A 23,367-nucleotide genomic window follows, 5' to 3' on the forward strand; every position below is an offset into this window, starting at 1 on the left:
AGCGATTAAATAATGCATCAAAATTAAAGAGTTAAGTGATAGATATGAAACGAGATGATTCAAAGGTTGAGGCCGAAAACCTCGAGAGTCGCGAGCTGCTTCCTATCGGCGAAGTGTCGCTACTAACCGGGGTTAACGCGGTCACGCTAAGAGCATGGCAGCGACGCTTTGGGTTGGTGATCCCTGCGCGCACGCCTAAGGGCCATAGGTTATACACACCTGAAAATATTCAACAAATCCATGAGATCAATGCCTGGTTAGCCAAGGGGGTCGCCATCAGTAAGGTCAAACCCTTACTGATGAGTTCGGCACTTGCGACCGAGACCGACAGCACTGCACTGCAAGAAGGGGATTTGTGGCAGGAGCTGATCACAGCTTTAAATAGCGCGCTGTTTGAATTGGAGCAACAAAAGCTGCACCAAGTCCTTGATGAAGCCCTAGGTTTATATCCCTTTCAATTGGTTAAGCAAAAATTGCTGCTGGCTTGGATGGCACAGTTACCTGCGTTGCTTGAGCCTCGTTTAGATGCCGAGCTGTTGCTTGTATGGTTAGAAAGCGAGTTAACCAGTCGAATCGGAGGGCGCGCCGGTTTTGCTGGGCAGGCCAGTTTGGCGCAAATCGGTATAGTGTGTTTGCCATCTGTCCAAGGGCAAAAAACGGCCGAGCAGCTTTGTGGCCATTCGAACATGACTCACTCAAGCATAAGCAACTCGAGCATAAGCAGCTCGAGTATGACTAATCGCTTGTATAGCTTGGTTTTACGCTTAGAGCTTGCAGAGTTAAGAGTGTCAGCCATTCATCTTGGCGTGCTCGACACCACAAGCCTTGGGCTTATCAACAATCGGCTCAAGGTGGATGCACTCTTGCTACTGCCTGAGGCGAATCATCCGCCATCGAAAATCTTTGAGCTGCAAAGCTTGCTCGAGCAAATGTCACTTTCCTGTTATCTCATAGGCCCCTTTGCACCGACTCTCACGACCTTATCGGCGTTTATGGCGCCTGACTTGGCTGAATGGGTTAGCCAAGTTTCGGCGACAAAAGAGCAACAGAAGAAACAGCTACGCAAGCAGAAAAACGCGGCCGAAGTGCAGCAAGGAGGGCAAGCCGATGAGCGATAATCAAACCCCAGCGGTAAAGCACGCGTTGATGTGGTTTCGCCAGGATCTGCGTCTAACGGATAACCAAGCGCTGACGGCCGCCTGTGATTGGGTGCGGCAAGCGCCTGGCGCAAAACTTAGGGCGATTTATATTGCGACTCCGAACCAGTGGCTCAGCCACGATATGGCGCCGATCCAGATTGATTTTATCCAGCGGCATGTGAATTTGCTCGCCCAAGGGCTCGCAAGCCTAGGGATTGAATTTGAGCTTATTCAGCTCGATAGCTTTAAAGAGGTGCCCGCTTTTTTAGCGAGTTACTGCGAAAAGCTTGGGATTGAGCGGGTGTTTGCGGGGCGAGAACCTGAAATCAACGAGCAAAAGCGCGACCAAGCCTGTCTCGATACGGGTATCCCCTTGGTGCTCAGCGACGAGCATTGCCTATTGCCGCCAGGCACTGTGCTTAACTTAAGCGGTGATATGTATAAGGTGTTTACGCCCTTTAGCCGCAAGTGGCGAGAAATTGCCGCCAAACGCGCCATTTTTCCGCTTGCTGTGCCCGCGCCGCTTGGCCCTATGTTACCTGAACCAAAGCCAATCAGTTTTAAAGAGCGTTTTCAATCGACAAGCAAGCTAACCTCGAGCGAGCAATGGGCGGCGGGAGAGGGGCAGGCAAAACGTATTCTTACCGCATTTATTCAGCAAAAAGCCCAAGACTATAAGCTGGATAGGGACTTTCCTGCTCTCGATGGCACCAGTGTTATTTCACCTTACTTGGCGCTGGGCGTGCTCAGCCCAAGGCAATGTATCGCGGCGCTGCTTGGGCGTTTCCCCGAGGTGATTGTCGATGATACTAGCCCTGGGCGAACCTGGTTGAATGAGCTTATCTGGCGGGAGTTTTATCGCCATTTGTTGGTCGCCTTTCCAGATTTATCCAAGGGGCACAACTTTAATCGTCAGGCCGACCATGTGCAGTGGCGCAACAACCAAGCTGAGTTTTTGGCGTGGTGCGAGGGCAAAACGGGTTACCCGATTGTGGATGCAGCGATGCGCCAGCTCAATCAAACTGGCTGGATGCACAATCGGCTGCGCATGGTGGTGGCGAGCTTTTTAACCAAACACTTGCTTATCGATTGGCGCTGGGGTGAACGCTATTTTCGGCAGCATCTTATCGACGGCGATCTGGCGGCCAATAACGGTGGCTGGCAATGGTCGGCGGGCTGTGGCTGCGATGCTCAGCCTTATTTCCGCATTTTTAATCCCATCAGTCAGAGCGAAAAGTTTGATCCAGATGGCAGCTTTATCCGTAAGTACTTACCAGAGCTGGCTTGTTGGGGCGTTAAACGTTTGCACCAACCCAACATGCAAAAAATGCCTTCGTTGTTTGAGGCGCCAATGCTGGAGTCTGACTCGGCTTATCCCTATGCAATTGTGGAGCACAATGCAGCAAGGGCGAGGGCGCTGGCGGTACTTGGGGTGCTGAAAAAGGCCTAGGCCATAGGCTCAACCTTACAACTTATCCCTTAGGGAGTTATCTGGATGATAAACCAAGCGAAGATTGAACAGAGCGGTGTGGTTGATGAGTTTATCGCGCTCTATCAAGCATTAAACAAGGACAATCTGCATCTGTTGGCTCAGGTCTACGATGACAATATTTGTTTTATCGATCCTATGCATCAAGTGAATGGTTTAACTGCCTTGACTGAGTATTTTGCCAAACTCTACAAAAACGTTGGCTACATTCACTTTGAAATCAAAGAAGTATTGCAGGATGACTCCCAAGCTTCGCTATTTTGGCAGATGCAATATCGCCATCCCAAGTTAAACAAGGGCGAACTTATCCGGGTCGATGGTATGAGTCAGCTTAAGTTTCATCAGCGGATTTACTTTCATCGGGATTATTTCGACTTAGGGCAAATGCTGTATGAGCATTTGCCCTGCATGGGCGGTCTGATTCGCCTACTTAAAGACAGGGCGGCAAAGTGATGACCTCGGTGCAGATCCACAAAATCAACACAGTGCTGATCACAGGGGCAAGCTCGGGTATTGGGCTGCAATTAGCCAAGGATTATCTCGCCGCAGGCTGGCATGTGATTGCCTGCGGGAGAGATAAAGCCAAGCTCGATGCCCTTGCCGAAACCGTGCTGATTGGGGCGACTTGCATCAGTTTTGATATTAGCGATCGCAGCCAAGTCCAAGAGAATGCTATCCGCATCAATGAGTTACTGACTCAGTGTGCCTGTCAGCTAGATTTGGTGATCCTTAATGCGGGTGGCTGCGAGTATATCGATGACGCTAAACACTTCGACGACAGATTGTTTGAGCGTGTTGTGCACACCAATCTGATTGCCATGGGCTACTGCCTTGGCGCGTTTTTACCCTTAATGCCAAGAGGCGCGCGCTTGGCATTGATGAGTTCGAGCGCGACTTATTTAGCCTTTCCCCGTGCGGAGGCCTATGGCGCTTCCAAGGCGGGCGTGCAGTACCTAGCCGCCTGTCTGAGGCTCGACCTTGCTCAACACGGGATATCTGTGAGTGTGATTTGCCCCGGATTTGTGGCGACGCCTCTAACGGCCAAGAATGATTTTGCCATGCCGATGCAAGTCGATGTAAAGGCGGCATCAACGGCAATTCGCCGCGGGCTTTCGCGCGGCAGATCCGAGATCCATTTCCCCAAACGATTTACTTATTTATTGAAATTGATGTCATTTCTACCTGCCTTGGTTTGGCAAAAAATGATCCAACGGGATAACCAGCCAAGGGCGCTTAAGGATGCAGGACGATGAAAAATATTGCCATTGTAGGGACGGGAATTTCAGGGCTGACCTGTGGTTATCTACTCAGCCAATCCCACAAGGTTACTGTGTTTGAGGCCAATGACTATATAGGCGGCCATACCGCGACCGTTGATGTGGATCATCTTGGTAAACACTATGCGATAGACACAGGGTTTATCGTGTTTAACGACCGAACTTATCCCCGTTTTGAGCGGCTGCTAGCCCGTTTAAACGTCAGTATTTTACCGACCGAAATGAGTTTTAGCGTGCACAACGTCCTAACTGGGCTTGAGTACAATGGCCATAACGTTGCCAGTTTGTTTGCCCAAAAGCGTAACCTCCTGAATCCGCGCTTTTGGGCCTTTTTAAATGAAATTGTGCGCTTCAATAAAAGCTGTAAGGCGATTTACCAGCAGGATAATTATCCCGCTGGCAACTTAGGGGATTTTCTCGACCGCGAGCAGTTTTCCGACTTTTTTGCCGAGCATTATATTTTGCCCATGGGCGCGGCAATTTGGTCATCGAGCATTGAAGATATGCGCGCCTTTTCGCTGCGCTTCTTTATCCGTTTCTTTGAGCACCATGGTTTACTAAACGTCAGTAACAGGCCGCAATGGTATGTGCTCAAGGGCGGCTCACGCAGTTATATCCCTGATTTAATTGCCCCCTTTAAAGACAATCTGCATTTAAACAGCCCAGTAAGTGCCATCGAACGCCATGCTGATGGAGTCAAACTCTATGTGAATGGTGAGTGGCAGGTATTCGATGAGGTGATCCTTGCGTGTCATAGCGACCAAGCGCTCAAAATGCTAACCGATGCCACCTCGGCCGAAAAAGCGATTCTGGGTGACTTGCAGTATCAAAATAATGAAGTGGTTTTACATACGGACACCAACCTTTTACCGAAGCGCAAGGCGGCATGGGCCAGCTGGAATTATCGTTTGGATGGCAATCAAAAACGCCCCGCCTCTGTGACTTACAATATGAATATTCTGCAGCGCCTACCTAGCGACGCGCCAACCTTTTGCGTAACGCTTAACCAGACAGAGCTGATTGATGAAGCCAAAATTCTGCGCCGTTTTAACTATGCGCACCCTGTGTTCAATGAGCAGAGTTTACAGGCGCAGGCGCGCCGGGAAGAAATCTCGGGGCAAAACCATACCCATTTTGCGGGCGCCTATTGGCACAATGGTTTCCATGAGGACGGTGTCCGCAGCGCCTTAGATGTGTGTGCCCACTTTGGGGTGACGCTATGAGTGAGCTCAATAGCGGTATTTACTACGGCAGCGTGACCCATAGTCGCTATACGCCAGTAAAACACCACTTTAGCTACCAAATGGCGCTCATGGCGATTGATTTAGACGAGGTCGATAGCATCAGTGCTATGGGGCGCAGTTTCGCCAGTCAGCGGCGCGCGCTACTCAGATTTAATCCCAAGGATTACCTTTGCAGTTTTACGGCAAGGGATAACCAGAGTCGGCAGCTTGAGATAAATGAGCCAAGCAGCTTTGCCCTTAAGCAGCGGGTGCTTGAGCAAGTTGCTGAGTTGGGCGGTCACCAACCTTGCGACAGAGTGCTATTTGTTGGGCAAATCCGTCACTTTGGTGTGTACTTCAGCCCAGTGAATTTTTACTTTTGTTATCAAGCACAACAGCCTCTATATATGCTTGCCGAAGTGAGTAACACCCCATGGGACCAACGCCACTGTTATTTAGTGGATTTATCCGCCCCTAAAACCACGGATAAAGTGTTTCACGTTTCGCCTTTTATGAACCTCGATATGCGCTACCAGTGGCATGTGGAACCGCCCGCTGAACGCTTAAACATTGGCATCGAGAATCTACCGAATCAGACGGGTAATCGTTTGTTCAATGCCAGCCTGTCGATGACTCGCCAAGCTATCAATGCGCAATCCCTTCGCGCCTTGTTGTTTCGCTTTCCATTTATGACGCTGAAAATTTTTGGCGGGATTTATTGGCAGGCGTTAAAGCTGTTCTTTAAGCGCGTACCTTTTGTGCCACATCCAGCCCAAGTGGAGAAATAAAATGGAAAACACGGCATCGCAATCTTCTGTTATTATCGCAAAATTGCCTGACAGTCTTGCCCGTAAGCTATTGCTTAAAGCATTAGAAAATCTCCCCCATGGCTGTTTAACCTTAGTGGAGGGCGACAAGAGCTATCGCTTTGGTGAGCATCACAGTGATTTGCATGCCACCTTGGTGGTGAAGCATCCTAGCTTCTATCGCCAAGCGATGTTTTCGGGCTCCATTGGCGCAGGTGAAAGCTATATTCAAGGCCATTGGACTAGCCCAGATCTCACTAAGGTGGTGCAGCTGTTTGCCCGCAATCTCCCCTTGCTCGATAAGATTGAGGCGAAATTCGGTTGGCTGACAGGTTCGGTTAACCGTATGAAACATTTGCTGAATCGCAACTCTCAGCAGGGATCGAAACGTAATATCTTGGCCCATTACGACTTAGGTAATGCCTTGTATGAACAGTTTTTAGACCGCGAAATGTTGTACTCCAGCGCCCTGTATCCCGATAGCGCCGCGAGTCTAGAGCAGGCGCAGCTGCATAAACTGAAAACCATTTGTGAGCGGCTCGACCTACAACCTGGGCAGACTTTGCTTGAAATCGGTACCGGATGGGGGGCATTAGCCATTTATGCTGCCAAACATTATGGTGTGCATGTAACGACCACAACGATTTCAGATGCGCAATATACTTACGCGAAAGCGCGAGTCGAACGGGAAGGCTTAAGCGATAGCATCACCTTATTGACTGAGGATTACCGTAATCTTGGTGGCACCTACGACAGACTAGTGTCTATCGAGATGATAGAAGCCGTTGGCCATGAGTACCTGCCGGGGTTCTTTAAAAAGCTCGAATCCTTACTCAAACCCCATGGCCGCATGTTGTTGCAGGCTATTACCATCGCCGACCAACGTTACGACAGTTATCGCAAAGGTGTTGATTTTATTCAGCGATATATTTTCCCTGGCGGTTGCTTGCCTTCGGTACAGCAAATGGTGGGACACTTGGCAAAGCGCACTGATATGCAGGTGTGGTCGATTGATGATATGGGCCTCGATTATGCCAAGACGCTGAGGGACTGGCATAGCAACTTCGACCGTGCCATCGAGCAAGTGCAAGCCCTTGGCTATGGCGACGACTTTATCCGCATGTGGAAGTTTTACTTAAGTTATTGCGAAGGAGGCTTTTTAGAGCGCACCACGAGCACAGTACATTTAGTGGCGGTACGCCCTGACTACCGTTTACCGAATGTGGTGAGCGGTAACTAAGGTGGTGATGAGATGTCCTCTATGGCGGGAACCATACTCAATATCTCAAAACATAAGGGCTTTATACTCTACAACGCCTTGAGTTTTCAATGTGTTTGGTGGACTGGCGTGTTGTTTGGCAATCGTGCGCTGTTACTGAGTATCCCTCTGTTAGTGCTGCATTTTATATTACTGCCGCGAGTGGATACCGCCACAGCCATCCCTCGAGACTTAAGCACAATGCTTAAGATTGGGTTACTCGGTATGGCGGTTGATAGCTTGCTAACGTTGGCGGGGGTATTTGAATTTTCGGCTTTTCCCGCTTGGCTGGCTTGCCTCTGGTTGCATTTTGCGGTGAGTTTGCACCATAGCCTTAAGTTTATTCGCGCTTTTGCGATGGTATTACAAGCTATTTTAGGGGCTATCTTCGGCAGCCTGAGCTACTTGGCTGGTGCTGCATTTCATGCTGTGAGCCTTCCCTATGGTGAGGGCGTTTCTGCGGTGATCCTCGCGATTATTTGGGCTGTGTTATTGCCTCTTTTCATCACACTCTCGCGCAGCCATAGGTCTATGGGGTGAACTATCTAGGCGCGCTTATATGCTCGTTAATCCTTGTCTTGCTGGAGAAATCTGATGTCTCATCTTTCATCCATATTGTCAGCGATGTTTTCAAGAAGGCGATATCTCTGCGCTCTGTGTGGATTATTGCTGCCAGTCGCAGGATACAGTGCCACGCCTGCGGCCATCGAAAATACTATGAACTCAGGGCTAGTTGAGGTTGGCCGAGGCGAGATGGATTGGCTCTGGTTTAATGTCTATAAAGCCAAATTGATGACCACTACGGGTAAGTACCAGAGTGGGATTTATCCGCAGTTATTAGACATTGAATATTATCGTGATATTGAGGCGGATGTTCTGTTAGAGGCGACGGCAGATCAGTGGCGACACTTAGGCTACACCAAGGATGAGATTGCCAATTGGCTGCAATTGCTCAAGGGGATTTGGCCTAATGTTGTGCCTGGCGATCATTTAAGTTTCAAACTCATTGATGCGCAGCGCAGTCAGTTCTTTTTCAATGGCCAGCCGCTTGGGATTATCGAAGAGCCCAAATTAGCCGAAGCATTTCTGGCGATTTGGTTATCGACCAATACCAGCCGGCCAATCTTAAGAGCACAATTATTAGGAGAAAAATCATGCGATTGCTAAAACTTAACTGGGGTAAGCCTGTTGTCTTAGGGTTGTTGATGGCCAGTCTTTTGACTAGCTGTTCTAGCGTCGATGTGAGTGACTATCGAGGCACTAATCCCCCCTTAGTGTTAGAAAGCTTCTTTAATGGCCCGCTTAAGGCATCGGGCATTGTTGAGAACTTCAGTGGCAAAGTGATACGTCGGTTTAATGTCACCATGGAGGCGAGTTGGCAGGGGACGGAAGGCATTATCAAAGAGTGGTTTGTCTATGATGGTGGTGAAACCCAAACTCGTATTTGGCGTATTCAATCCCAAGGGGAAGGGCAATACACTGGCACGGCTGACGATATTATCGGTACTGCGCAAGGGGAGGCGAGCGGGAGTGCGCTGCGTTGGCGCTACGATATGCTACTACCCGTCGATGGTGATGAATACCAAGTACACTTTGATGATTGGATGTACTTAGTGAACGACAATACCATTATTAATCAAAGCGATATTATTAAATGGGGCGTCACTGTCGCCAAAGTGACCTTAGTGATCCAAAGGCACTAGTATTTTGTTGTCGAGTTAACGGTATAGCTTGGCTAATAATCCAGCGTTTCATGCTTTAGACTGGGTGAAATAAATCAATCTTATATGAGTTTTACGATGAAAAAGCATTGGATCTTATTGGCGGTAGTCGCAAACCTTTCTTTAACTGCTTGCTCAAATATTGATTTTCGCTTTGAAGATACTTCAGAAAAGCAAGCTGATCCCAATCAACCCATTAGCGATCCTATGGTGCAGGATAATGAGCGCCGTGTTCGTGATGCGCGCGAAGATGGAAAGCTAGAGCCAAAGGATCCGATTAAATTCTAAGGTTGATAAATCTGAATAGAGGTTGGGGAAATGGTGCAGCCCTTACTTTGACATAAAGGCTGATGATTCTGAAAGTTAGCCCGCTTGACGGCTATTGTCGACCGCCTTTTTATCGTAATACTCAAAGGGAAATTGGTTACGGATCCGCTGCTGTAGGTTGTCATTCACATTGGCAGAAATATGCAGACGCACACCGGAGTTTTTTTCGGCTCTGATAGTGCAAGTCAACTTTTCCGCTTTGGCCAGTTGGCGGCATTCGCGCTCGAAGCGTTCTGGGATTTTGCCTTTATGCTGAGTCATGCGACCATCTTTAAAATGCATTTCAAAAATTGTCAGTCCTTTCTTACCTGCAAAAATCAGCTTATAAACCAGAAACAAACCAATAGCGATAAAAACGAGCTTTAAAATCGTGGCTGTCATAATGCCTCCTCTCTTATGTTTATAGGACAAAGATACTCTGGAGTTATGGCTTTTAACAGTGCGCTAACACGCAATTTTTATTTGGCAATGGAATGAATTTGGCCTAGTCTTAAACTGCTCAGGAAATGTACTCCCTCAGTTAAGGAAAACGCCATGTACCTATCGAATGCAGACCGTTGGTCGTTATTGTGCAAAAAACAAATTGATATTATTGATAAATTATCTGCACAGTTTCCAGAACGAAAAGAACCGCTTAATGAGTTGACCCATGGTTGGCGGCATTTGCAACATCAAGTGCAGGCGGGGGATAGGCCGATAGTGCATGAGCTGACTAAGTAAATTACTAAAATCACAGATACAAAAAAGCCACTCAGTGAGTGGCTTTTTTGTTTTTTATGGTGCCGGCACCAAGAGTCGAACTCGGGACCTACTGATTACAAGTCAGTTGCTCTACCAACTGAGCTATGCCGGCGAATGGTGGTGCCCGAACCCGGAATCGAACCAGGGACACGAGGATTTTCAATCCTCTGCTCTACCGACTGAGCTATTCGGGCAACTAAACTAAGTGTTAGTTAACTACTTCAAACCGAGTGCTTAACACCCCATTCGTTCGAAGTGCGCGTATCATATAGTGCTCGCTTTCGCTGTGCAAGCCCTTTTAATTCGACTGACCAAGTATTAAACAAAAAGCGCCTTATTTAAGGCTTTATAGAGATACGAATGGTTCACTTGGCCGAACTATCAATGGGTTAATAGGATTTAGTTGTGAGATATATGAATAAAACGGCAGTGGATGACTGGGAATTTTAAAAATTTGCATCGCTAAGTATTAAGTTGCTAGTCAGTATTTTGCTTATTACTTGTTTATATGGCGATATGACCATGAAGGGGGGCTTGGTAACAACCGGAACTGTCGTGAGTCGGCTAGCAGCAACTTGCATTAAACATTGAGTGGGCTCTAGCTAACTCAAATCCCAGATACAAAAAAGCCACTCACTGAGTGGCTTTTTTGTTTTTTATGGTGCCGGCACCAAGAGTCGAACTCGGGACCTACTGATTACAAGTCAGTTGCTCTACCAACTGAGCTATGCCGGCGAATGGTGGTGCCCGAACCCGGAATCGAACCAGGGACACGAGGATTTTCAATCCTCTGCTCTACCGACTGAGCTATTCGGGCAACTAAACTAAGCGTTAGTTGACTACTTTAAACTGACAACTTAATGCTGCCTCGTTCGAAGTGCGGCTATATTAGCGAGGGTGTTTATCCTCTGCAAGCGCTTTTTCCTGATAAATGATGTGTTCGACTGTTTAATGTGCACTTTGGCTGTTTTTTATCTATAAACCCGTTGGAATAGGGCTTATTTGATGCCGTAAAGTTGTTTTCCCTGTCGCGTGAGTGACCCGTTTAAGCCCCAGAATCAGCGTTAACACCATAATAGCGTTAATCTTTCTGAATTTTAGAAAGATATGAGCGATTTTTACTGATTTTAGTTTTTAATTTTCGTTTTATGATAATGACTATTATTTGATTGTGCGACTTAAGTGCATAGGTGTGGAGTAGCTATATGCTTAGAAATACTAAGTTGAATTATGGACTTATTGCTATTGCCAGCCATTGGTTGAGTGCGGTTGTGGTGATTGGACTCTTTGCTGTCGGTGTGTGGATGGTGGAATTGACCTACTACAGTGCATGGTACAAAACGGCGCCACATTGGCATAAAAGCGTTGGGATTTTGCTGCTGGTGGTAACGCTGTTTCGTTTAGTTTGGCGTTTGGTTAATCCAAAGCCTGCTCCTGAGCAAAATCACCAGACATGGGAAAAGATTAGCGCCCACATTGCCCATGGCGCGATTTACCTCTTATTACTGGTGATTATGGCCGCAGGTATTTTGATTTCAACGGCAGAGGGTCGTGGAATTATGGTGTTTGACTGGTTTGAGTTACCCGGCCTAACGCCGCTGATTGAAAATCAGGCTGATATCGCGGGGGATATTCACCAATACGCCGCCTACAGCTTGATTGCTCTGGTTTTACTGCATGCGTTAGGGGCGTTAAAGCACCATTTTATCGATAAAGATTCAACACTACTCAAGATGATTAAATTTAACCGAGGATAATATAATGAAAAAACAACTATTAGCTGCTTTAATTGGCGCGTCTTTACTGGCTCCTATGGCAGCATCTGCCGCCGATTATGTGATTGACCGCGAAGGCGCGCATGCCTCTATTACTTTTAAAGTAAGCCACTTAGGTTACAGCTATGTCGTAGGTCGTTTTAATGATTTCAGCGGTGATTTCAGCTACGACGCTAAAAATCCAACGGCAGCTAAAGTGAATGTTAAAGTGAATACCTTAAGTGTGGACTCTAACCATGCCGAGCGTGATAAACACATCCGTAGTGCCGACTTTTTAAATACAGCTAAATTTGCTGAAGCAACTTTCGTTTCTACCTCGGTTGAAGACAAAGGTAATGGTGATCTGGTTATCACAGGTAACTTCACGCTAAACGGTGTGACTAAACCGCTGGCAATCCAAGCGCATGCTGTGGGTGAAGGTCAAGATCCTTGGGGCGGATACCGTGCAGGCTTTACCGGTACTACCACGTTTGCGATGAAAGATTACGGTATCAAGATGGACTTAGGCCCAGCGTCTGCCAATGTTGAGTTAGATTTAGTGGTAGAAGGCGTGCGTAAGTAAGTTTAAGGTTACTGAGCTGCATTTATCAGCGAATAAAAAAGCGCCCATGGGCGCTTTTTTGCTTTCTATGGAAAGACATTTAGGCTTATTCCTGACCCTTTTCAGGCACAAAGCCTTCAATTTCCACGTCTTTTCCTTCAAAGAGGAAGGACGTCATTTGCTCTTCTAAAAACTTACGATCATCAACATTCATCATGTTGAGTTTCTTTTCGTTAATCAGCATGGTCTGCTTTTTCTGCCATAGGCCCCAAGCTTCTTTACTGATGTTATCAAAAATGCGTTTACCTAAATCACCTGGATACAGTTGAAAGTCTAGGCCGTCGGCTTCTTTGTTTAAATATACGCAATTGACTGTACGCGCCATGATTATTCCTTACTGACTGTCGAGGTTGCTAGCAATAGCTACGAGTGATCCCAAGTTGGCTAACACGCGCTCGGTTGCGGCGGCGAGTCCCACTTTGGAAGGTTGATTGATGTTATACCAGAGAGACTGGTTTTGTTCCATGACTGCGCCCACGCTCTGCATACCCGAGGTTTGCTTGTTGTAGCCATTCGCATGGCTATCTAAATTCAGTAGCATGGGCTGAATATCTAAATGGAAATGGCTAAAGGTATGTCTAAAACCGATTAATGGTTCGAGTTGCGTGGCGTGATAACCCTTGGCCTCAAGCTCTGCATTGAGTGCGGCTTGAGTACTAAATTCGGGGAAGCACCAGAGTCCACCCCAAATGCCAGCAGGCGGGCGCTTAGCCAAGAAAACTTGATTATCTTTTAGCAAAACCAACATCCAAGCGGCTTTCTCTGGGATAGTTTTCTTCGGTTTTTTTCCCGGAAAATCGGTTTGCCTACCCATAAGTTGGGCTTTGCAATCGACAGCCACAGGGCAAGCGGCACAATTGGGTTTGCTGCGAGTACAAATACTGGCACCAATATCCATCATGGCTTGGTTATATTTTTGAATATCCTGCTCTGGTGTTAACTGCTCGGTTAAGCGCCAGAGTTGTTCTTCCACAGGTTTTTGACCGGGCCAGCCCGCAATCGCGCCATGTCTTGCTAATACGCGCTTAACATTGCCATCGAGGATGGGGTGATGTTGCCCAAGTGATAGGGATAACACTGCACCTGCTGTCGAGCGGCCAATACCTGGCAGCGCTAACACTTGCTCAAAGTCTGTTGGAAATTGCCCCTGATACAAATCGCGAACCATCTTAGCGGCTTTATGCAGATTGCGAGCTCTGGCGTAATAACCTAGGCCAGTCCAATGATGCAGTACTTCATCATCCGGCGCATTAGCGAGGGCTAACACATCGGGGAAACGAGCCATAAAACGCTGGTAATAGGGGATAACAGTCGCAACCTGAGTTTGTTGCAGCATAATCTCTGAAACCCATACGCGATATGGGGTTTTATCTTGCTGCCAAGGGAGGGTTTTACGACCGTGGTTGTCGTACCAATTAACGATACGTGTAGCAAAGGAGGCTGTAGATTTCATCGGCGCAGTGTAGCGGGAGATTGGTTGGCAAACAAGTAACACTCCATCGAAAAATCGGCCTAGATTCGCTCTCTAGGATAATCTTGTTATACTTCGCCTCCATTAGTGCTTGCACTGTAAGTTGAACTTTGGATAATGCCCTTCTTTTTAGATGGTGTTGTCCACGAGACGAGGCAAAAATGAGCGAAGTCACTACCGCTGAATTTAATGAAGAAGGCAAGTATCTGCGTAAGATCAGAAGCTTTGTCCTAAGAGAAGGTCGTTTGACTAAAGGTCAAGCGCAAGCCATTGAGACTCAGTGGCCAACAATGGGCTTAGATTACAGCCCAATACCATTAAACCTGACCGAAGTCTTTGGTCGCGAAGCCGATACCGTACTGGAAATTGGTTTCGGTATGGGCGCTTCTTTAGTACAAATGGCACAAGAAGCTCCTGAGCAGAACTTTATCGGTATTGAAGTCCATAAGCCTGGCGTTGGTTCATGCTTAAGTGACGCAGCCGCCGCTGGCGTGACTAATCTTCGCGTGTATCACCATGATGCAATGGAAGTATTAGAACATGCAATCGCCGATGGCAGTCTTGCGCGGGTGCAATTGTTCTTCCCCGATCCTTGGCATAAAAAGCGCCACCACAAGCGTCGCATCGTGCAGGCGGAGTTTGCTGAGCTTATCCGTCGTAAACTGAAAATTGGTGGCGTGTTTCATATGGCAACCGACTGGGAAAACTACAGCGAGCATATGCTGGAAGTCATGAATGCGGCCAATGGTTACAAAAACCAATCCGCCGATGGTACCGTGGTGCCGCGCCCAGATCATCGTCCACTGACTAAATTTGAAGCTCGCGGTCATCGCCTCGGCCATGGCGTGTGGGATCTGATGTTTGAGCGTATCGCTTAACATCTTTTATTGATTTTATTTTTTAACACAACGGGGAAAATCACTATGGCAAAGAATCGTAGCCGTCGTTTACGTAAGAAAATGCGCGTTGATGAATTCCAAGAGTTAGGTTTTGACATTACTTGGACCTTCGATGCATCTGTCTCTGAAGCCGATATTGATGCAACAGTCGATAAGTTTATCGATGAAGTCATTGAAGCCCGTAAGTTAGGTTTCCACGGCGGTGGTCATATCGAGTGGGAAGGTATTATTGCTACCCAAACTATCGGTAAGTGCACCGAGGAAGATGTTGCTGCAGTGAAGGCATTCTGGGCGGGTCAAAAAGTGACTCAACTCGAAGTTAGCGATCTGTACGATATCTGGTGGAGTTAATGCCAGAACAGGCGTTATTAGAGGAAGTGGTCGACAAAGTTCGACCCTTGCTCGGCCAAGGAAAGGTTGCTAATTACATCCCTGCGCTCGCCAATGTTGATGCTGGTAAATTGGGCATCGCCGTGACCACAATCGACGGTGAAACCATAGGCGCAGGCGATTACCTTGAGCCATTTTCAATTCAAAGTATTTCTAAAGTTTTCAGCTTAACCTTAGCGCTAACTTTATATGAAGAAACCGAAATTTGGAGCCGCGTCGGCAAAGAACCCTCAGGACATTCCTTCAATTCATTAGTCCAAGTTGAACTCGAGCGGGGCAAACCTCGCAATCCCTTTATTAATGCTGGCGCGTTAGTCATTGCGGACTTATTACAGAGCCGTTTAGGGGCGCCTAAGCATAGGATGTTGGAATTGGTCAGGGCGCTGAGTCAAAACGATAAAGTTTGTTTCGACAAGCAAGTGGCGGATTCTGAATATCAGCACAGTGCACGCAATGCGGCCATCGCTTATCTGATGAAATCCTTCGGTAATTTTCAAGGCGATGTCGATACAGTGCTGCGCACTTATTTTCATTATTGCGCCTTAAAAATGAATTGCGCCGACCTCTCTCGGGCGATGCTGTATTTAGCCAATCGTGGTAAAACCTTAGACGGCACCGAGCTTATTTCGCAGGTACAGACGCGGCAGTTAAATGCCCTGTTAGCAACCTCTGGCTTGTACGACGGCGCCGGTGAGTTTGCCTATCGTGTTGGTATGCCGGGTAAAAGCGGTGTCGGTGGCGGCATTATTGCAGTGATCCCCGGGGAACTCTCGGTCTGCGTTTGGTCTCCCGAATTAGACAATCAAGGTAACTCCCTCGCGGGGACGGCGATGCTGGAACATCTTAGCCAGCGTCTCGGACGTTCAATCTTCTGATTTAACTCTTCTATTAGCACTGTTAGGCTAACTATTAGTGAAATTCACTAATCTGCTATCGGTGCTAATTTTTATAAATCCATACTAATCATATTGTTACAAAGTTGGCATGTCTTCTGCTATTCGTCTTTTAGCATGTTAGCTTAGTCGAATCCCTCAGATTAAAGGATGAACAACAATGAAGATAAATACGCTATTAACTGGAGTGGCATTATCGGGCGTTATTTTAGGCGCTTCAGGCTTGCAATCAGCACAAGCGAAAACTGAGCCGCAAATTGATGAGCGCTGTGAGGTTTCCCTTAATTATGATGTGAGAGTCGAGCCTAAAAAATTAGTGATGAGCGAGAAGGGCGCCGAGAAGTATCGCATCGAGGTCGACAAGTTATACGTTGAAGGCAAGCAGGTAACCTTAACCGATAAACAGAAGAAACTCGTGAGCCAATATGCCGATGAGGTGTCGACTCAGGTTCCTGAAGTCATTGAATTAGTCAATGAAGCGGTTGCACTGGCCTCTCAAGCTGTGAGTATGGCATTAACACCACTGATGGGCGATGCCGCAGGCGCTAAGTTTGATGAGATGATGGCGGGCGTGCAGAAGCGTGTCGATACCGTAGCCTACAAGCAGGGCGATAGTTTTTACCTTGGCGCGACCGAAGAGTCGATGCAAAACACCTTTAACGATGAATTTGAACGGGAAATGGAGCAAATCGTACAAAACTCCATTGGCACTCTGATGATGAATATCGGTGGCCAAATTCTTGCCGGCGACGGTGAATCCTTCGAAGCCAAGATGGACGCATTCTCACAAAAAATGGATAGATTAGGCGACGATATTGAGCAGCAAATTGAGTCCCAGTCTAAGGGGATTGAAGCGAAAGCCGACCGTTTGTGTGACCGTTTTGAGAATCTGCTCGTGCTTGAAAAACAACTGCGTAAAGAAGTGCCAGAGTTAGCACCCTATGTTTTGACGCAAAACACTCACCATGAATTACGTGAATAGTGCTCGCAAGGGTAGTTAAGGCCTAAACGGGTTTGAACTAGGTAAAGTCGACCTAACTGACACCATCAATGCCGTGATATAAGTGAAAAAGCCCCAGCACTTTTAGTGTCTGGGGCTTTTTCTTGATTCATTTTAGCCAAGCCGATTGATATTAATCTGATTGCTTGCGGCTATTTACTATGGAATATTACATTCTAAAGACTAATGTTTGGTATACTCTTAAAATATAATGAAAAGCTGGCAATTCAGTCAGATAGAACACTCTACTTTAGCGGACTTTTTCGGGCTAAATCTCTACAACTAACCCAATTGCTGTGAGATATTAAGGCATTGAGGGATGCTTTGAGGCATTTGTGCTGCATTCCTATGCTATTCCGAAAGTTAATATCACTGTCGAAACTGCTTAAGGCGACTTTCCATGTTAGAACTGTTAGAACCTATTGCGATTTTTACTCATGTGGCCAGAGCTGGTAGTTTTAGTGCCGCCGCAAGAAGGCTTGGGATCTCTAAATCTAAGGTCAGTACGCAGGTCGCCGATCTCGAGCATAGACTCGGTGTTCAACTGATCCAGCGTACCACCCGAAGCTTAAGTCTGACTGAAGCTGGACATTTGTTATATCTGCAAGGTGAAGAGTTGCTCCGCGATGCCGAACAGGCCATTGCTAGCGTGCATAACTTAAACGATGCCACCCGCGGCGTGTTAAAGGTGGGGATTTCCCAGTCCTTTGGCGCTATGCATATCATTCCCGCACTGCCATCATTTATGGCAAAACACCCTGAGCTCGAGCTGCAAGTCAGCTTATTAGACCATAAGGTGGATGTGGTCAGCGAAGGTTTAGACCTATTGTTGACTATGTCTGAGCAGCTTCCTCTCGGTATGGTGGCGCGCCCTTTGATGAAGTGCCAGTTCCTCCTCGTTGCCTCCCCCGATTACATTGCTAAGCATGGTGAGCCATCTCGCCCTGAACAATTGGTCGACCATAACTGCTTGGTCTATCAAGGTGAGTGGCATGAGCACAGCATGTGGCAATTTAAAAAAGGTGATGATTACTGCGAAATAGGTGTCTCTGGTAACTTTAGAGTGGATAACGCTCCAGCATTAAAATCAGCTGCGATCAGTGGCTTAGGGGTTGTATATCTTGCCAGTTACTTGATGGAAGATGAAATCGCTAAGGGCACCTTAGTGCCGCTGCTGAGGGATTGGCAACTGACTCATCATTTACCGCTACAGGCCGTTTACCCACGCCGTAAACACTTAGCGCCTAAGGTGAGTGCTTTCATTGAGTTTATTAAAGACCACATTGGTAATCCGCCTTATTGGGACATTCCCTATGCGGAACTCTTCAGTGAACGTCAGTAATTTTGGAAACATTGTTCTTAAAATGCGGCTAATGCACTTTTAGAGAGTTTGACGGTTTTAAAATTCATTTAAAATCAATTATTTGTATCGAGATTGGTTTGTATTTTAGTTTGGTTTTTTAGGGTTGTCTAAAACAGCTTTTTAGTAGGTATGTTGAAGTCTGTTCTTAAATGAATACAATGGTTGCCAGATGATTCGGAATGACCTGAGTCCTACACTTTTACTGGAAATGACCCCTTTTGGTATTAGCGTACAGGTTGGCAGCAATGCAGTTTCGGATCACAGCCAGCAGAAGTTTGCGAACTAAAACAATGTTGGCTTTTAAACCATCATCCTAGTTTTTGGTTTACCTCAGCTCATTAGGCTGAGGTAATTTTTTTCTGATGGTTGAGTGCGGGAAATGAGTTTTGTCTCTCTGTACCCTAAAGTCACACCGAGTGTTAGCTACTTGCTTAATACATCAAATATAGTGACCCACAGTGAGATAGGGTTTTATGACCAAGCCGGTGATAAATCCAATAAAAAAGCCACTTAATAGTGGCTTTTTTATTGGCTGCGATTTAAGGATTTTATTGGCAAAGCGTCCTTGGGAGGCTAGCGTTAGCCTCCCACGGTTTCAAGCTTAGGCTTTGTTAACGCTAGCAATCCATTGATCGACTTGTTCTTCCAGTACATCCAAAGGCAGCGCGCCATTTGCCAAGACTAAAGTATGGAAATCCCGGATATCAAACTTATCACCCAGTTGTTTTTCCGCCTTGTGTCTCAGTTCGAGTAACTTAATCATCCCGACTTTATAGGCAATGGCTTGAGATGGCATAACGATATGACGCTCGACCATTTTCTTCGCATCGGATTTTGCGTTAGGGGTATTATCGACGTAATAAGCTATCCCTTGTTCGCGGGTCCATTTCTTGGCGTGGATCCCGGTATCGACCACTAAACGACAAGCTCGCCATAACTCCATCGCCAGTCGACCAAAATCGGAGTAAGGATCAGCATATAAGCCCATCTCCTTCGGGAAAGACTCACTGTAGAGCCCCCAACCTTCGATATAGGCGGTATAGCCACCAAACTTACGGAACTTAGGAATATCCTTTAGCTCCTGCGAGATAGCGATTTGCATATGGTGGCCAGGGATCCCCTCATGGTAAGCCAGTGCTTCCATCTGGTATTTAGGCATGGCTTTCATATCGTAGAGGTTGGCATAGTAGCTACCTGGGCGAGAGCCATCGGGTGCTGGTTGCTCATAGAAGGCTTTACCCGCGGATTTTTCCCTAAAGGCTTCAACCTGTTTAACTATCATGGCCGCCTTAGGTTTGACCTTAAAGACTTCATCCAAGCGTGAGTGCATATTATCGATAAGCTTGGTTGCATCGGCTAAATATGCCGCCTTGCCTTCGGCGGTATTTGGATAATAGAACTGCGGATCATCGCGCATAAAGGCGAAGAACTCTTGCAAGGTGCCGTTAAAATTCACCTTTTTCATAATGGCGCGCATTTCATTATGGATGCGTTCCACTTCGGCAAGACCAAGTTGATGGATTTCATCCGCCGTCATGTGGGTAGTCGTGGTGCGCGCAAGCGCATTGTTATAAAACGCCTCGCCGTCGGGGAGTTTCCAAACCCCATCGCGGGTATCGGCCTTGGCTTCTAAGGTTTTTATATAGGCGATAAGCGTCTTGTATGCGGGCTCAACTTGCGAGACTAGCGCTTTTTCTGCATCGGCAATAAGTTGGGCTTTTTCTGCTTCAGTGATGCTGAGTGCGCTCACTTTTTTGCGAAAATCCGCTAACAAGGCACTGTCTTCGCCTTTATCGAAGGGGGCGCCTTTAATGATGTTTTGGCTGTCAGAAATCACGTAACCGAACACAAATTTAGGGGCAATAATACCTTTATCTGCGCGCACTTCTAGCGCCTGTTGCAGTTGGCTTAAGCGCTTAGGCACGCCATTTAAGCGGCTGATATAAGCCTTAGCATCGCTGACATCGGTGATCTGGTGTTGATTAATCAGGAAGGAGGCGATCATCGAGTGGCCACCATGCATCTGATTCACTGGGTAGTTATGGTAACGCCACTGGTAGTCTTTGATATCGTTATTCAGGTTTTGGGTGAGTAACGTCAGGCTTAGGCGAGTTTGTGGGTCAAGCTTACTCGCATCCAGTTGATTCACTTCGGCCAGTTGTTTCTTGGTTCGCGCCAACTCACGGGCATCCGCTTCATCGCCAATGTCGTCCCACTTATCATAGTCCTGCTTTATACCCATATAGGTTTGCGCAATGGGGCTTGCCATGATGTTTTCCATGAAGATGGCTTCAAACAAGGCGTTGGCTTTTTCTGACTCGCTTTGGGCAGCTACACTTGCACTGGTCACATTATGTGAGTCACTTAAGGTGGGCACCGCATAGGAAGGCAGTGCTAGCAGGGCGGAGAGGGTAAATGCGACTAAGCTGATGTTCGTTTTTATTGGCATGATCAGGCTTCCTTAACAATGTTCAGGTAATTCTAAAGAAGCAGGGGAAAAATGTATGAATATAAATGTTAGAAAATGTGTTAGCCATAAAAGATATCTCATCGAGAAACCTAAGCTAACACATTATTTATATGGGAAATTTAATTAGTGAATCAACAAAATTGCGTCAGTAAATCGTTCACAAACATGTGACCTTTACTGGTTAATTGCCAATGTTCAGCCGATTCGGTCAGCAACCCCCGTTGTTTGGCTTTTTCCATTCCCTCTTTCAAAGTATCTCGATGTAAACCAGTTCTGTCTTCAAACTCTTGCTTAGGGATAGGCGTCATTAAGCGCAGACGATTCATCAAGTATTCGAGGGCGCGATCTTCTTCGGCGACCTCAGTCTGCTCGAAGTGATAGTTGTCGGCAGCTAAATAACCCTTAGGGTGTTTGATTTTGACCGTGCGAATAATGCGGTTTTCTTCGGGCAAGGTCACTTTGCCATGGGCGCCGCAGCCTATACCTAAATAATCGCCGAATTGCCAATAGTTAAGGTTATGCCTGCATTGATAACCGGGTTTGGCATAGGCAGAGATTTCATACTGCTCATAACCGAGTGCTGCTAACTTTTGTTGCCCTTGTTCGTAGATCTGCCAGAGATCTTCATCGTCGGGCAGCTGCGGCGGTTTTGAGTGGAACAGGGTATTGGGCTCAATAGTCAGTTGATACCAAGACAAATGCGGCGGATTGAGCGCAGCAGCGGTATCGATATCCGCCATGGCCTCAGCAAAACTTTGATTCGGAAGTCCGTGCATCAAATCCAAGTTAAAACTTAAATAACCCGCTTGGCTGGCTTTTTGGGCGGCGGTTTGGGCTTCGTTTTGATCGTGGATCCGCCCCAGCAGATTGAGCTTATCCTTAGAGAAACTCTGTACACCAATGGATAATCGGGTGACCCCTGCGGCGCGGTAGGCACTAAAGTCATCGTGCTCTAGGGTGCCAGGGTTGGCCTCCATGGTGATTTCAATATCGTCACTGAAGGGAATGAGCGCATTGGCGCCATCCAATATCCGTTTGATTTGATTAGCATCAAACAGAGACGGCGTTCCACCACCAATAAAAATGGTGTGTAACTTACGGCCCTGTACTAAGTGCAAGTCTTGGCGTAAGTCCGCTAGCAGCGCATCCACATAGGCCTTTTGGGGTAATTCACCATTTTGCCCATGGGAGTTAAAGTCGCAGTAAGGGCATTTTTGTACACACCAAGGGATATGGATGTACAGGCTCAACGGCGGCAGGGTTAACTGAGGTGACACATTCACTGACATTATTGGGTGTTCCCGTCGGTAAATACGCCTTTTTCCTGCATGGCAGCAATCAGTTGCACTAAAGCTTTACCACGGTGACTCAAGGCATTTTTCTCGTCACTGCTCATTTGCGCGGCGCTGCAATCGTGGTGCTCTGGAATAAAAATCGGATCGTAACCATGGCCGTTGTCACCCCGTTGCACGAAATCGATCTGGCCTTCCCAAGAGGCTTGGCAAATGATGGGCGTTGGGTCCTTCGCATGGCGCATATAGACTAAAACGCATTGGAATCTGGCCGTACGCGGCGCAGGATTATCCTTTAATGTGTCTAAGAGTTTTAACACATTGTCTTGATCCTTGGCATTTTCCCCCGCATAGCGCGCAGAGTAGATGCCCGGTGCACCTTGGAGTAAATCGACTTCTAATCCCGAGTCATCGGCAATGGCGGCAAGTCCGGTAATTTGCGCCGCATGTCTGGCTTTGATAATGGCGTTTTCGACAAAGGTGGTGCCCGTTTCAGCCACTTCGCTAACGTTAAATTGGCTTTGTGGCAGCACTTTTACGCCATAGGCGGCGAGCATTTGATCGAATTCGGCAAGTTTACCTTTATTGCCACTGGCGAGGACGATTTGTTGCATGGAATACCTATTGGATTGGGCGCTCTTGGCTGTATGTCACTGAGTGTGAACATTGAGCGATGTCATTGGACTGTATGCGGCAATGATACCCAAGCTTGGCGGTAAAGGACAGAAAAAGGCAGGACGATACTTGGTATCGTCTTGCCCTGTGAGGTTGGAATTATTCGACGTAGAACTTTTGCTTAAACTGCAGATTGGTGTTGAGTTGATTACCGTGTTTGATGGCGATGTTGAAATTGATTTCTTGATCGTCGCGGTAAGGTACTTCGGCGATGTAGTAAATCGCCTTACCCTCACGGATCTCTCTAAATTTCAAATCGATACGGGCATCGAGTAGGTTATTGGCCACGCCAGTGATTTCAACGGGCACTGCGGGTGAGCCTTCTTCACTCATATCTAATACCGCAATGTTAATGATGCCTCTGTAGCTACTGCGTTCGATGCCATAGGATTTCGCAATACTAGGCGTTAAAAAGGTGCTGCCCAGTGCCATGTAATGAATATCGAAGTTACCGACGGTTTCTTTTTGCTCGGCATTAGCGACACCGCACAGGCTTGCGGTTAAGGCGAGCATAATAAGGAGATTACGTAACATGATGTTGTACCTTCATATGAGGG

26 protein-coding genes and 4 tRNA genes are annotated in these 23,367 nt (G+C 47.1%); 19 read left to right on the plus strand and 11 right to left on the minus strand.

Features of this window, described 5'->3' with window-relative positions; translation table 11 throughout:
* Positions 1-44 precede the first annotated feature (44 nt).
* The 11 genes from K0H59_RS06285 to K0H59_RS06335 all read left to right on the plus strand — a co-directional run bounded on the left by K0H59_RS06285 (position 45) and on the right by K0H59_RS06335 (position 9,201).
* Positions 45-1,118 carry a MerR family transcriptional regulator gene (locus K0H59_RS06285; RefSeq protein ID WP_220054989.1) on the plus strand — a complete coding sequence of 358 codons (1,074 nt, stop codon included), beginning with the start codon at positions 45-47 and terminating at the stop codon, positions 1,116-1,118.
* Complete coding sequence (phrB, locus tag K0H59_RS06290; RefSeq protein WP_220054990.1) at positions 1,108-2,589, plus strand: deoxyribodipyrimidine photo-lyase; 1,482 nt, start codon at positions 1,108-1,110, stop codon at positions 2,587-2,589. Before K0H59_RS06285 ends, phrB begins: the two co-directional genes overlap by 11 nt.
* A gap of 45 nt (positions 2,590-2,634) precedes the next feature.
* Positions 2,635-3,081, plus strand: a complete 447-nt coding sequence (locus K0H59_RS06295) for a nuclear transport factor 2 family protein (protein WP_011625607.1) — start codon at positions 2,635-2,637, stop codon at positions 3,079-3,081.
* Positions 3,081-3,881 carry an SDR family NAD(P)-dependent oxidoreductase gene (locus K0H59_RS06300; protein WP_220055565.1) on the plus strand — a complete coding sequence of 267 codons (801 nt, stop codon included), beginning with the start codon at positions 3,081-3,083 and terminating at the stop codon, positions 3,879-3,881. The genes K0H59_RS06295 and K0H59_RS06300 overlap by 1 nt, the downstream gene beginning before the upstream one ends.
* The gene (locus K0H59_RS06305) at positions 3,878-5,128 is read left to right on the plus strand and encodes an NAD(P)/FAD-dependent oxidoreductase (RefSeq protein ID WP_220054991.1); all 1,251 of its coding nucleotides are present in this window, start codon (positions 3,878-3,880) and stop codon (positions 5,126-5,128) included. Before K0H59_RS06300 ends, K0H59_RS06305 begins: the two co-directional genes overlap by 4 nt.
* Positions 5,125-5,916 (plus strand): DUF1365 domain-containing protein, encoded by a 792-nt coding sequence (locus K0H59_RS06310; protein ID WP_220054992.1) that lies wholly within the window; start codon positions 5,125-5,127, stop codon positions 5,914-5,916. The genes K0H59_RS06305 and K0H59_RS06310 overlap by 4 nt, the downstream gene beginning before the upstream one ends.
* A gap of 1 nt (position 5,917) precedes the next feature.
* The gene (locus tag K0H59_RS06315; protein ID WP_220054993.1) at positions 5,918-7,174 is read left to right on the plus strand and encodes a cyclopropane-fatty-acyl-phospholipid synthase family protein; all 1,257 of its coding nucleotides are present in this window, start codon (positions 5,918-5,920) and stop codon (positions 7,172-7,174) included.
* A 12-nt stretch (positions 7,175-7,186) separates the two neighbouring features.
* On the plus strand, positions 7,187-7,732 hold the full coding sequence (locus K0H59_RS06320) for a DUF2878 domain-containing protein (RefSeq protein WP_220054994.1): 546 nt from the start codon (positions 7,187-7,189) through the stop codon (positions 7,730-7,732).
* A 54-nt stretch (positions 7,733-7,786) separates the two neighbouring features.
* Positions 7,787-8,359, plus strand: coding sequence for a chalcone isomerase family protein (locus K0H59_RS06325; protein ID WP_220054995.1), 573 nt, complete (start codon positions 7,787-7,789; stop codon positions 8,357-8,359).
* Entirely contained in the window at positions 8,347-8,895 is a 549-nt protein-coding gene (locus tag K0H59_RS06330) for a DUF3833 domain-containing protein (RefSeq protein WP_220054996.1), read from the plus strand. The genes K0H59_RS06325 and K0H59_RS06330 overlap by 13 nt, the downstream gene beginning before the upstream one ends.
* Positions 8,896-8,991: 96 nt before the next feature.
* Positions 8,992-9,201, plus strand: coding sequence for a hypothetical protein (locus tag K0H59_RS06335; RefSeq protein WP_258405898.1), 210 nt, complete (start codon positions 8,992-8,994; stop codon positions 9,199-9,201).
* A gap of 75 nt (positions 9,202-9,276) precedes the next feature.
* On the opposite strand, the gene K0H59_RS06340 is transcribed toward K0H59_RS06335, so the two are convergent.
* A complete protein-coding gene (locus tag K0H59_RS06340; RefSeq protein WP_011621963.1) occupies positions 9,277-9,621 on the minus strand; it encodes a DUF3634 family protein in 345 nt (114 codons plus the stop codon).
* Between the two features lie 153 nt (positions 9,622-9,774).
* On the opposite strand from K0H59_RS06340, the gene K0H59_RS06345 reads away from it, so the two are divergent.
* The gene (locus K0H59_RS06345; protein ID WP_011716270.1) at positions 9,775-9,960 is read left to right on the plus strand and encodes a hypothetical protein; all 186 of its coding nucleotides are present in this window, start codon (positions 9,775-9,777) and stop codon (positions 9,958-9,960) included.
* A gap of 57 nt (positions 9,961-10,017) precedes the next feature.
* Here the strand turns inward: K0H59_RS06345 and K0H59_RS06350 are convergent.
* From K0H59_RS06350 to K0H59_RS06365, 4 genes are all read right to left on the minus strand, one after another.
* Positions 10,018-10,093: transfer RNA gene (locus K0H59_RS06350), tRNA-Thr, on the minus strand.
* A 6-nt stretch (positions 10,094-10,099) separates the two neighbouring features.
* Positions 10,100-10,175 (minus strand) — tRNA-Phe (locus tag K0H59_RS06355).
* A gap of 465 nt (positions 10,176-10,640) precedes the next feature.
* A tRNA-Thr gene (locus K0H59_RS06360) sits at positions 10,641-10,716 on the minus strand.
* A gap of 6 nt (positions 10,717-10,722) precedes the next feature.
* Positions 10,723-10,798, minus strand: a tRNA-Phe gene (locus K0H59_RS06365).
* Between the two features lie 388 nt (positions 10,799-11,186).
* On the opposite strand from K0H59_RS06365, the gene K0H59_RS06370 reads away from it, so the two are divergent.
* Together K0H59_RS06370 and K0H59_RS06375 are read left to right on the plus strand one after the other, a co-directional pair.
* The gene (locus K0H59_RS06370) at positions 11,187-11,738 is read left to right on the plus strand and encodes a cytochrome b (RefSeq protein ID WP_088212077.1); all 552 of its coding nucleotides are present in this window, start codon (positions 11,187-11,189) and stop codon (positions 11,736-11,738) included.
* 4 nt (positions 11,739-11,742) lie between these two features.
* Positions 11,743-12,318 carry a YceI family protein gene (locus K0H59_RS06375; RefSeq protein ID WP_023266530.1) on the plus strand — a complete coding sequence of 192 codons (576 nt, stop codon included), beginning with the start codon at positions 11,743-11,745 and terminating at the stop codon, positions 12,316-12,318.
* An 85-nt stretch (positions 12,319-12,403) separates the two neighbouring features.
* Here the strand turns inward: K0H59_RS06375 and K0H59_RS06380 are convergent, their stop codons facing one another.
* Complete coding sequence (locus K0H59_RS06380) at positions 12,404-12,682, minus strand: oxidative damage protection protein (RefSeq protein ID WP_088212075.1); 279 nt, start codon at positions 12,680-12,682, stop codon at positions 12,404-12,406.
* A gap of 9 nt (positions 12,683-12,691) precedes the next feature.
* Positions 12,692-13,810: an A/G-specific adenine glycosylase gene (gene mutY, locus K0H59_RS06385; protein ID WP_220054998.1), complete on the minus strand. Its 1,119-nt coding sequence runs from the start codon at positions 13,808-13,810 to the stop codon at positions 12,692-12,694.
* 179 nt (positions 13,811-13,989) lie between these two features.
* Between mutY and trmB the strand changes: the two genes are divergently transcribed.
* From trmB to K0H59_RS06410, 5 genes are all read left to right on the plus strand, one after another.
* On the plus strand, positions 13,990-14,706 hold the full coding sequence (trmB, locus tag K0H59_RS06390) for a tRNA (guanosine(46)-N7)-methyltransferase TrmB (RefSeq protein ID WP_220054999.1): 717 nt from the start codon (positions 13,990-13,992) through the stop codon (positions 14,704-14,706).
* A 45-nt stretch (positions 14,707-14,751) separates the two neighbouring features.
* Positions 14,752-15,078 (plus strand): YggL family protein, encoded by a 327-nt coding sequence (locus tag K0H59_RS06395; protein WP_011621970.1) that lies wholly within the window; start codon positions 14,752-14,754, stop codon positions 15,076-15,078.
* Entirely contained in the window at positions 15,078-15,992 is a 915-nt protein-coding gene (gene glsB, locus K0H59_RS06400; RefSeq protein ID WP_011621971.1) for a glutaminase B, read from the plus strand. Before K0H59_RS06395 ends, glsB begins: the two co-directional genes overlap by 1 nt.
* 178 nt (positions 15,993-16,170) lie before the next feature.
* Positions 16,171-16,992, plus strand: coding sequence for a YggN family protein (locus K0H59_RS06405; RefSeq protein WP_220055000.1), 822 nt, complete (start codon positions 16,171-16,173; stop codon positions 16,990-16,992).
* A gap of 418 nt (positions 16,993-17,410) precedes the next feature.
* On the plus strand, positions 17,411-18,352 hold the full coding sequence (locus K0H59_RS06410; RefSeq protein WP_011625622.1) for a LysR family transcriptional regulator: 942 nt from the start codon (positions 17,411-17,413) through the stop codon (positions 18,350-18,352).
* Between the two features lie 622 nt (positions 18,353-18,974).
* On the opposite strand, the gene K0H59_RS06415 is transcribed toward K0H59_RS06410, so the two are convergent.
* From K0H59_RS06415 to K0H59_RS06430, 4 genes are all read right to left on the minus strand, one after another.
* Complete coding sequence (locus K0H59_RS06415) at positions 18,975-20,822, minus strand: DUF885 family protein (RefSeq protein WP_220055001.1); 1,848 nt, start codon at positions 20,820-20,822, stop codon at positions 18,975-18,977.
* Positions 20,823-20,974: 152 nt separating this feature from the next.
* Positions 20,975-22,132: a radical SAM family heme chaperone HemW gene (gene hemW, locus K0H59_RS06420; protein WP_220055002.1), complete on the minus strand. Its 1,158-nt coding sequence runs from the start codon at positions 22,130-22,132 to the stop codon at positions 20,975-20,977.
* Positions 22,132-22,749 carry an RdgB/HAM1 family non-canonical purine NTP pyrophosphatase gene (gene rdgB, locus K0H59_RS06425; protein ID WP_220055003.1) on the minus strand — a complete coding sequence of 206 codons (618 nt, stop codon included), beginning with the start codon at positions 22,747-22,749 and terminating at the stop codon, positions 22,132-22,134. The genes hemW and rdgB overlap by 1 nt, the downstream gene beginning before the upstream one ends.
* 160 nt (positions 22,750-22,909) lie before the next feature.
* Complete coding sequence (locus tag K0H59_RS06430) at positions 22,910-23,344, minus strand: DUF4426 domain-containing protein (RefSeq protein WP_011621977.1); 435 nt, start codon at positions 23,342-23,344, stop codon at positions 22,910-22,912.
* Positions 23,345-23,367 lie beyond the last annotated feature (23 nt).

The organism is Shewanella sp. FJAT-51649 (assembly GCF_019457435.1).
In the GTDB taxonomy this organism is placed as follows: Bacteria; Pseudomonadota; Gammaproteobacteria; order Enterobacterales; family Shewanellaceae; genus Shewanella; species Shewanella mangrovisoli.

What these genes read in the sequence shown, in the direction of transcription:
- K0H59_RS06320 (WP_220054994.1), top strand. Translation starts at nt 7,187, where the DNA reads ATGTCCTCTATGGCGGGAACCATACTCAATATCTCAAAACATAAGGGC.
- K0H59_RS06330 (WP_220054996.1), top strand. Translation starts at nt 8,347, where the DNA reads ATGCGATTGCTAAAACTTAACTGGGGTAAGCCTGTTGTCTTAGGGTTG.
- glsB (WP_011621971.1), top strand. Translation starts at nt 15,078, where the DNA reads ATGCCAGAACAGGCGTTATTAGAGGAAGTGGTCGACAAAGTTCGACCC.
- K0H59_RS06315 (WP_220054993.1), top strand. Translation starts at nt 5,918, where the DNA reads ATGGAAAACACGGCATCGCAATCTTCTGTTATTATCGCAAAATTGCCT.
- mutY (WP_220054998.1), bottom strand. Translation starts at nt 13,810, where the DNA reads ATGAAATCTACAGCCTCCTTTGCTACACGTATCGTTAATTGGTACGAC.
- K0H59_RS06325 (WP_220054995.1), top strand. Translation starts at nt 7,787, where the DNA reads ATGTCTCATCTTTCATCCATATTGTCAGCGATGTTTTCAAGAAGGCGA.
- K0H59_RS06300 (WP_220055565.1), top strand. Translation starts at nt 3,081, where the DNA reads ATGACCTCGGTGCAGATCCACAAAATCAACACAGTGCTGATCACAGGG.
- K0H59_RS06370 (WP_088212077.1), top strand. Translation starts at nt 11,187, where the DNA reads ATGCTTAGAAATACTAAGTTGAATTATGGACTTATTGCTATTGCCAGC.
- K0H59_RS06335 (WP_258405898.1), top strand. Translation starts at nt 8,992, where the DNA reads ATGAAAAAGCATTGGATCTTATTGGCGGTAGTCGCAAACCTTTCTTTA.
- K0H59_RS06305 (WP_220054991.1), top strand. Translation starts at nt 3,878, where the DNA reads ATGAAAAATATTGCCATTGTAGGGACGGGAATTTCAGGGCTGACCTGT.
- trmB (WP_220054999.1), top strand. Translation starts at nt 13,990, where the DNA reads ATGAGCGAAGTCACTACCGCTGAATTTAATGAAGAAGGCAAGTATCTG.
- hemW (WP_220055002.1), bottom strand. Translation starts at nt 22,132, where the DNA reads ATGTCAGTGAATGTGTCACCTCAGTTAACCCTGCCGCCGTTGAGCCTG.
- K0H59_RS06395 (WP_011621970.1), top strand. Translation starts at nt 14,752, where the DNA reads ATGGCAAAGAATCGTAGCCGTCGTTTACGTAAGAAAATGCGCGTTGAT.
- K0H59_RS06380 (WP_088212075.1), bottom strand. Translation starts at nt 12,682, where the DNA reads ATGGCGCGTACAGTCAATTGCGTATATTTAAACAAAGAAGCCGACGGC.
- K0H59_RS06295 (WP_011625607.1), top strand. Translation starts at nt 2,635, where the DNA reads ATGATAAACCAAGCGAAGATTGAACAGAGCGGTGTGGTTGATGAGTTT.
- K0H59_RS06410 (WP_011625622.1), top strand. Translation starts at nt 17,411, where the DNA reads ATGTTAGAACTGTTAGAACCTATTGCGATTTTTACTCATGTGGCCAGA.
- K0H59_RS06415 (WP_220055001.1), bottom strand. Translation starts at nt 20,822, where the DNA reads ATGCCAATAAAAACGAACATCAGCTTAGTCGCATTTACCCTCTCCGCC.
- rdgB (WP_220055003.1), bottom strand. Translation starts at nt 22,749, where the DNA reads ATGCAACAAATCGTCCTCGCCAGTGGCAATAAAGGTAAACTTGCCGAA.
- K0H59_RS06345 (WP_011716270.1), top strand. Translation starts at nt 9,775, where the DNA reads ATGTACCTATCGAATGCAGACCGTTGGTCGTTATTGTGCAAAAAACAA.
- K0H59_RS06310 (WP_220054992.1), top strand. Translation starts at nt 5,125, where the DNA reads ATGAGTGAGCTCAATAGCGGTATTTACTACGGCAGCGTGACCCATAGT.
- K0H59_RS06285 (WP_220054989.1), top strand. Translation starts at nt 45, where the DNA reads ATGAAACGAGATGATTCAAAGGTTGAGGCCGAAAACCTCGAGAGTCGC.
- K0H59_RS06430 (WP_011621977.1), bottom strand. Translation starts at nt 23,344, where the DNA reads ATGTTACGTAATCTCCTTATTATGCTCGCCTTAACCGCAAGCCTGTGC.
- K0H59_RS06340 (WP_011621963.1), bottom strand. Translation starts at nt 9,621, where the DNA reads ATGACAGCCACGATTTTAAAGCTCGTTTTTATCGCTATTGGTTTGTTT.
- K0H59_RS06405 (WP_220055000.1), top strand. Translation starts at nt 16,171, where the DNA reads ATGAAGATAAATACGCTATTAACTGGAGTGGCATTATCGGGCGTTATT.
- phrB (WP_220054990.1), top strand. Translation starts at nt 1,108, where the DNA reads ATGAGCGATAATCAAACCCCAGCGGTAAAGCACGCGTTGATGTGGTTT.
- K0H59_RS06375 (WP_023266530.1), top strand. Translation starts at nt 11,743, where the DNA reads ATGAAAAAACAACTATTAGCTGCTTTAATTGGCGCGTCTTTACTGGCT.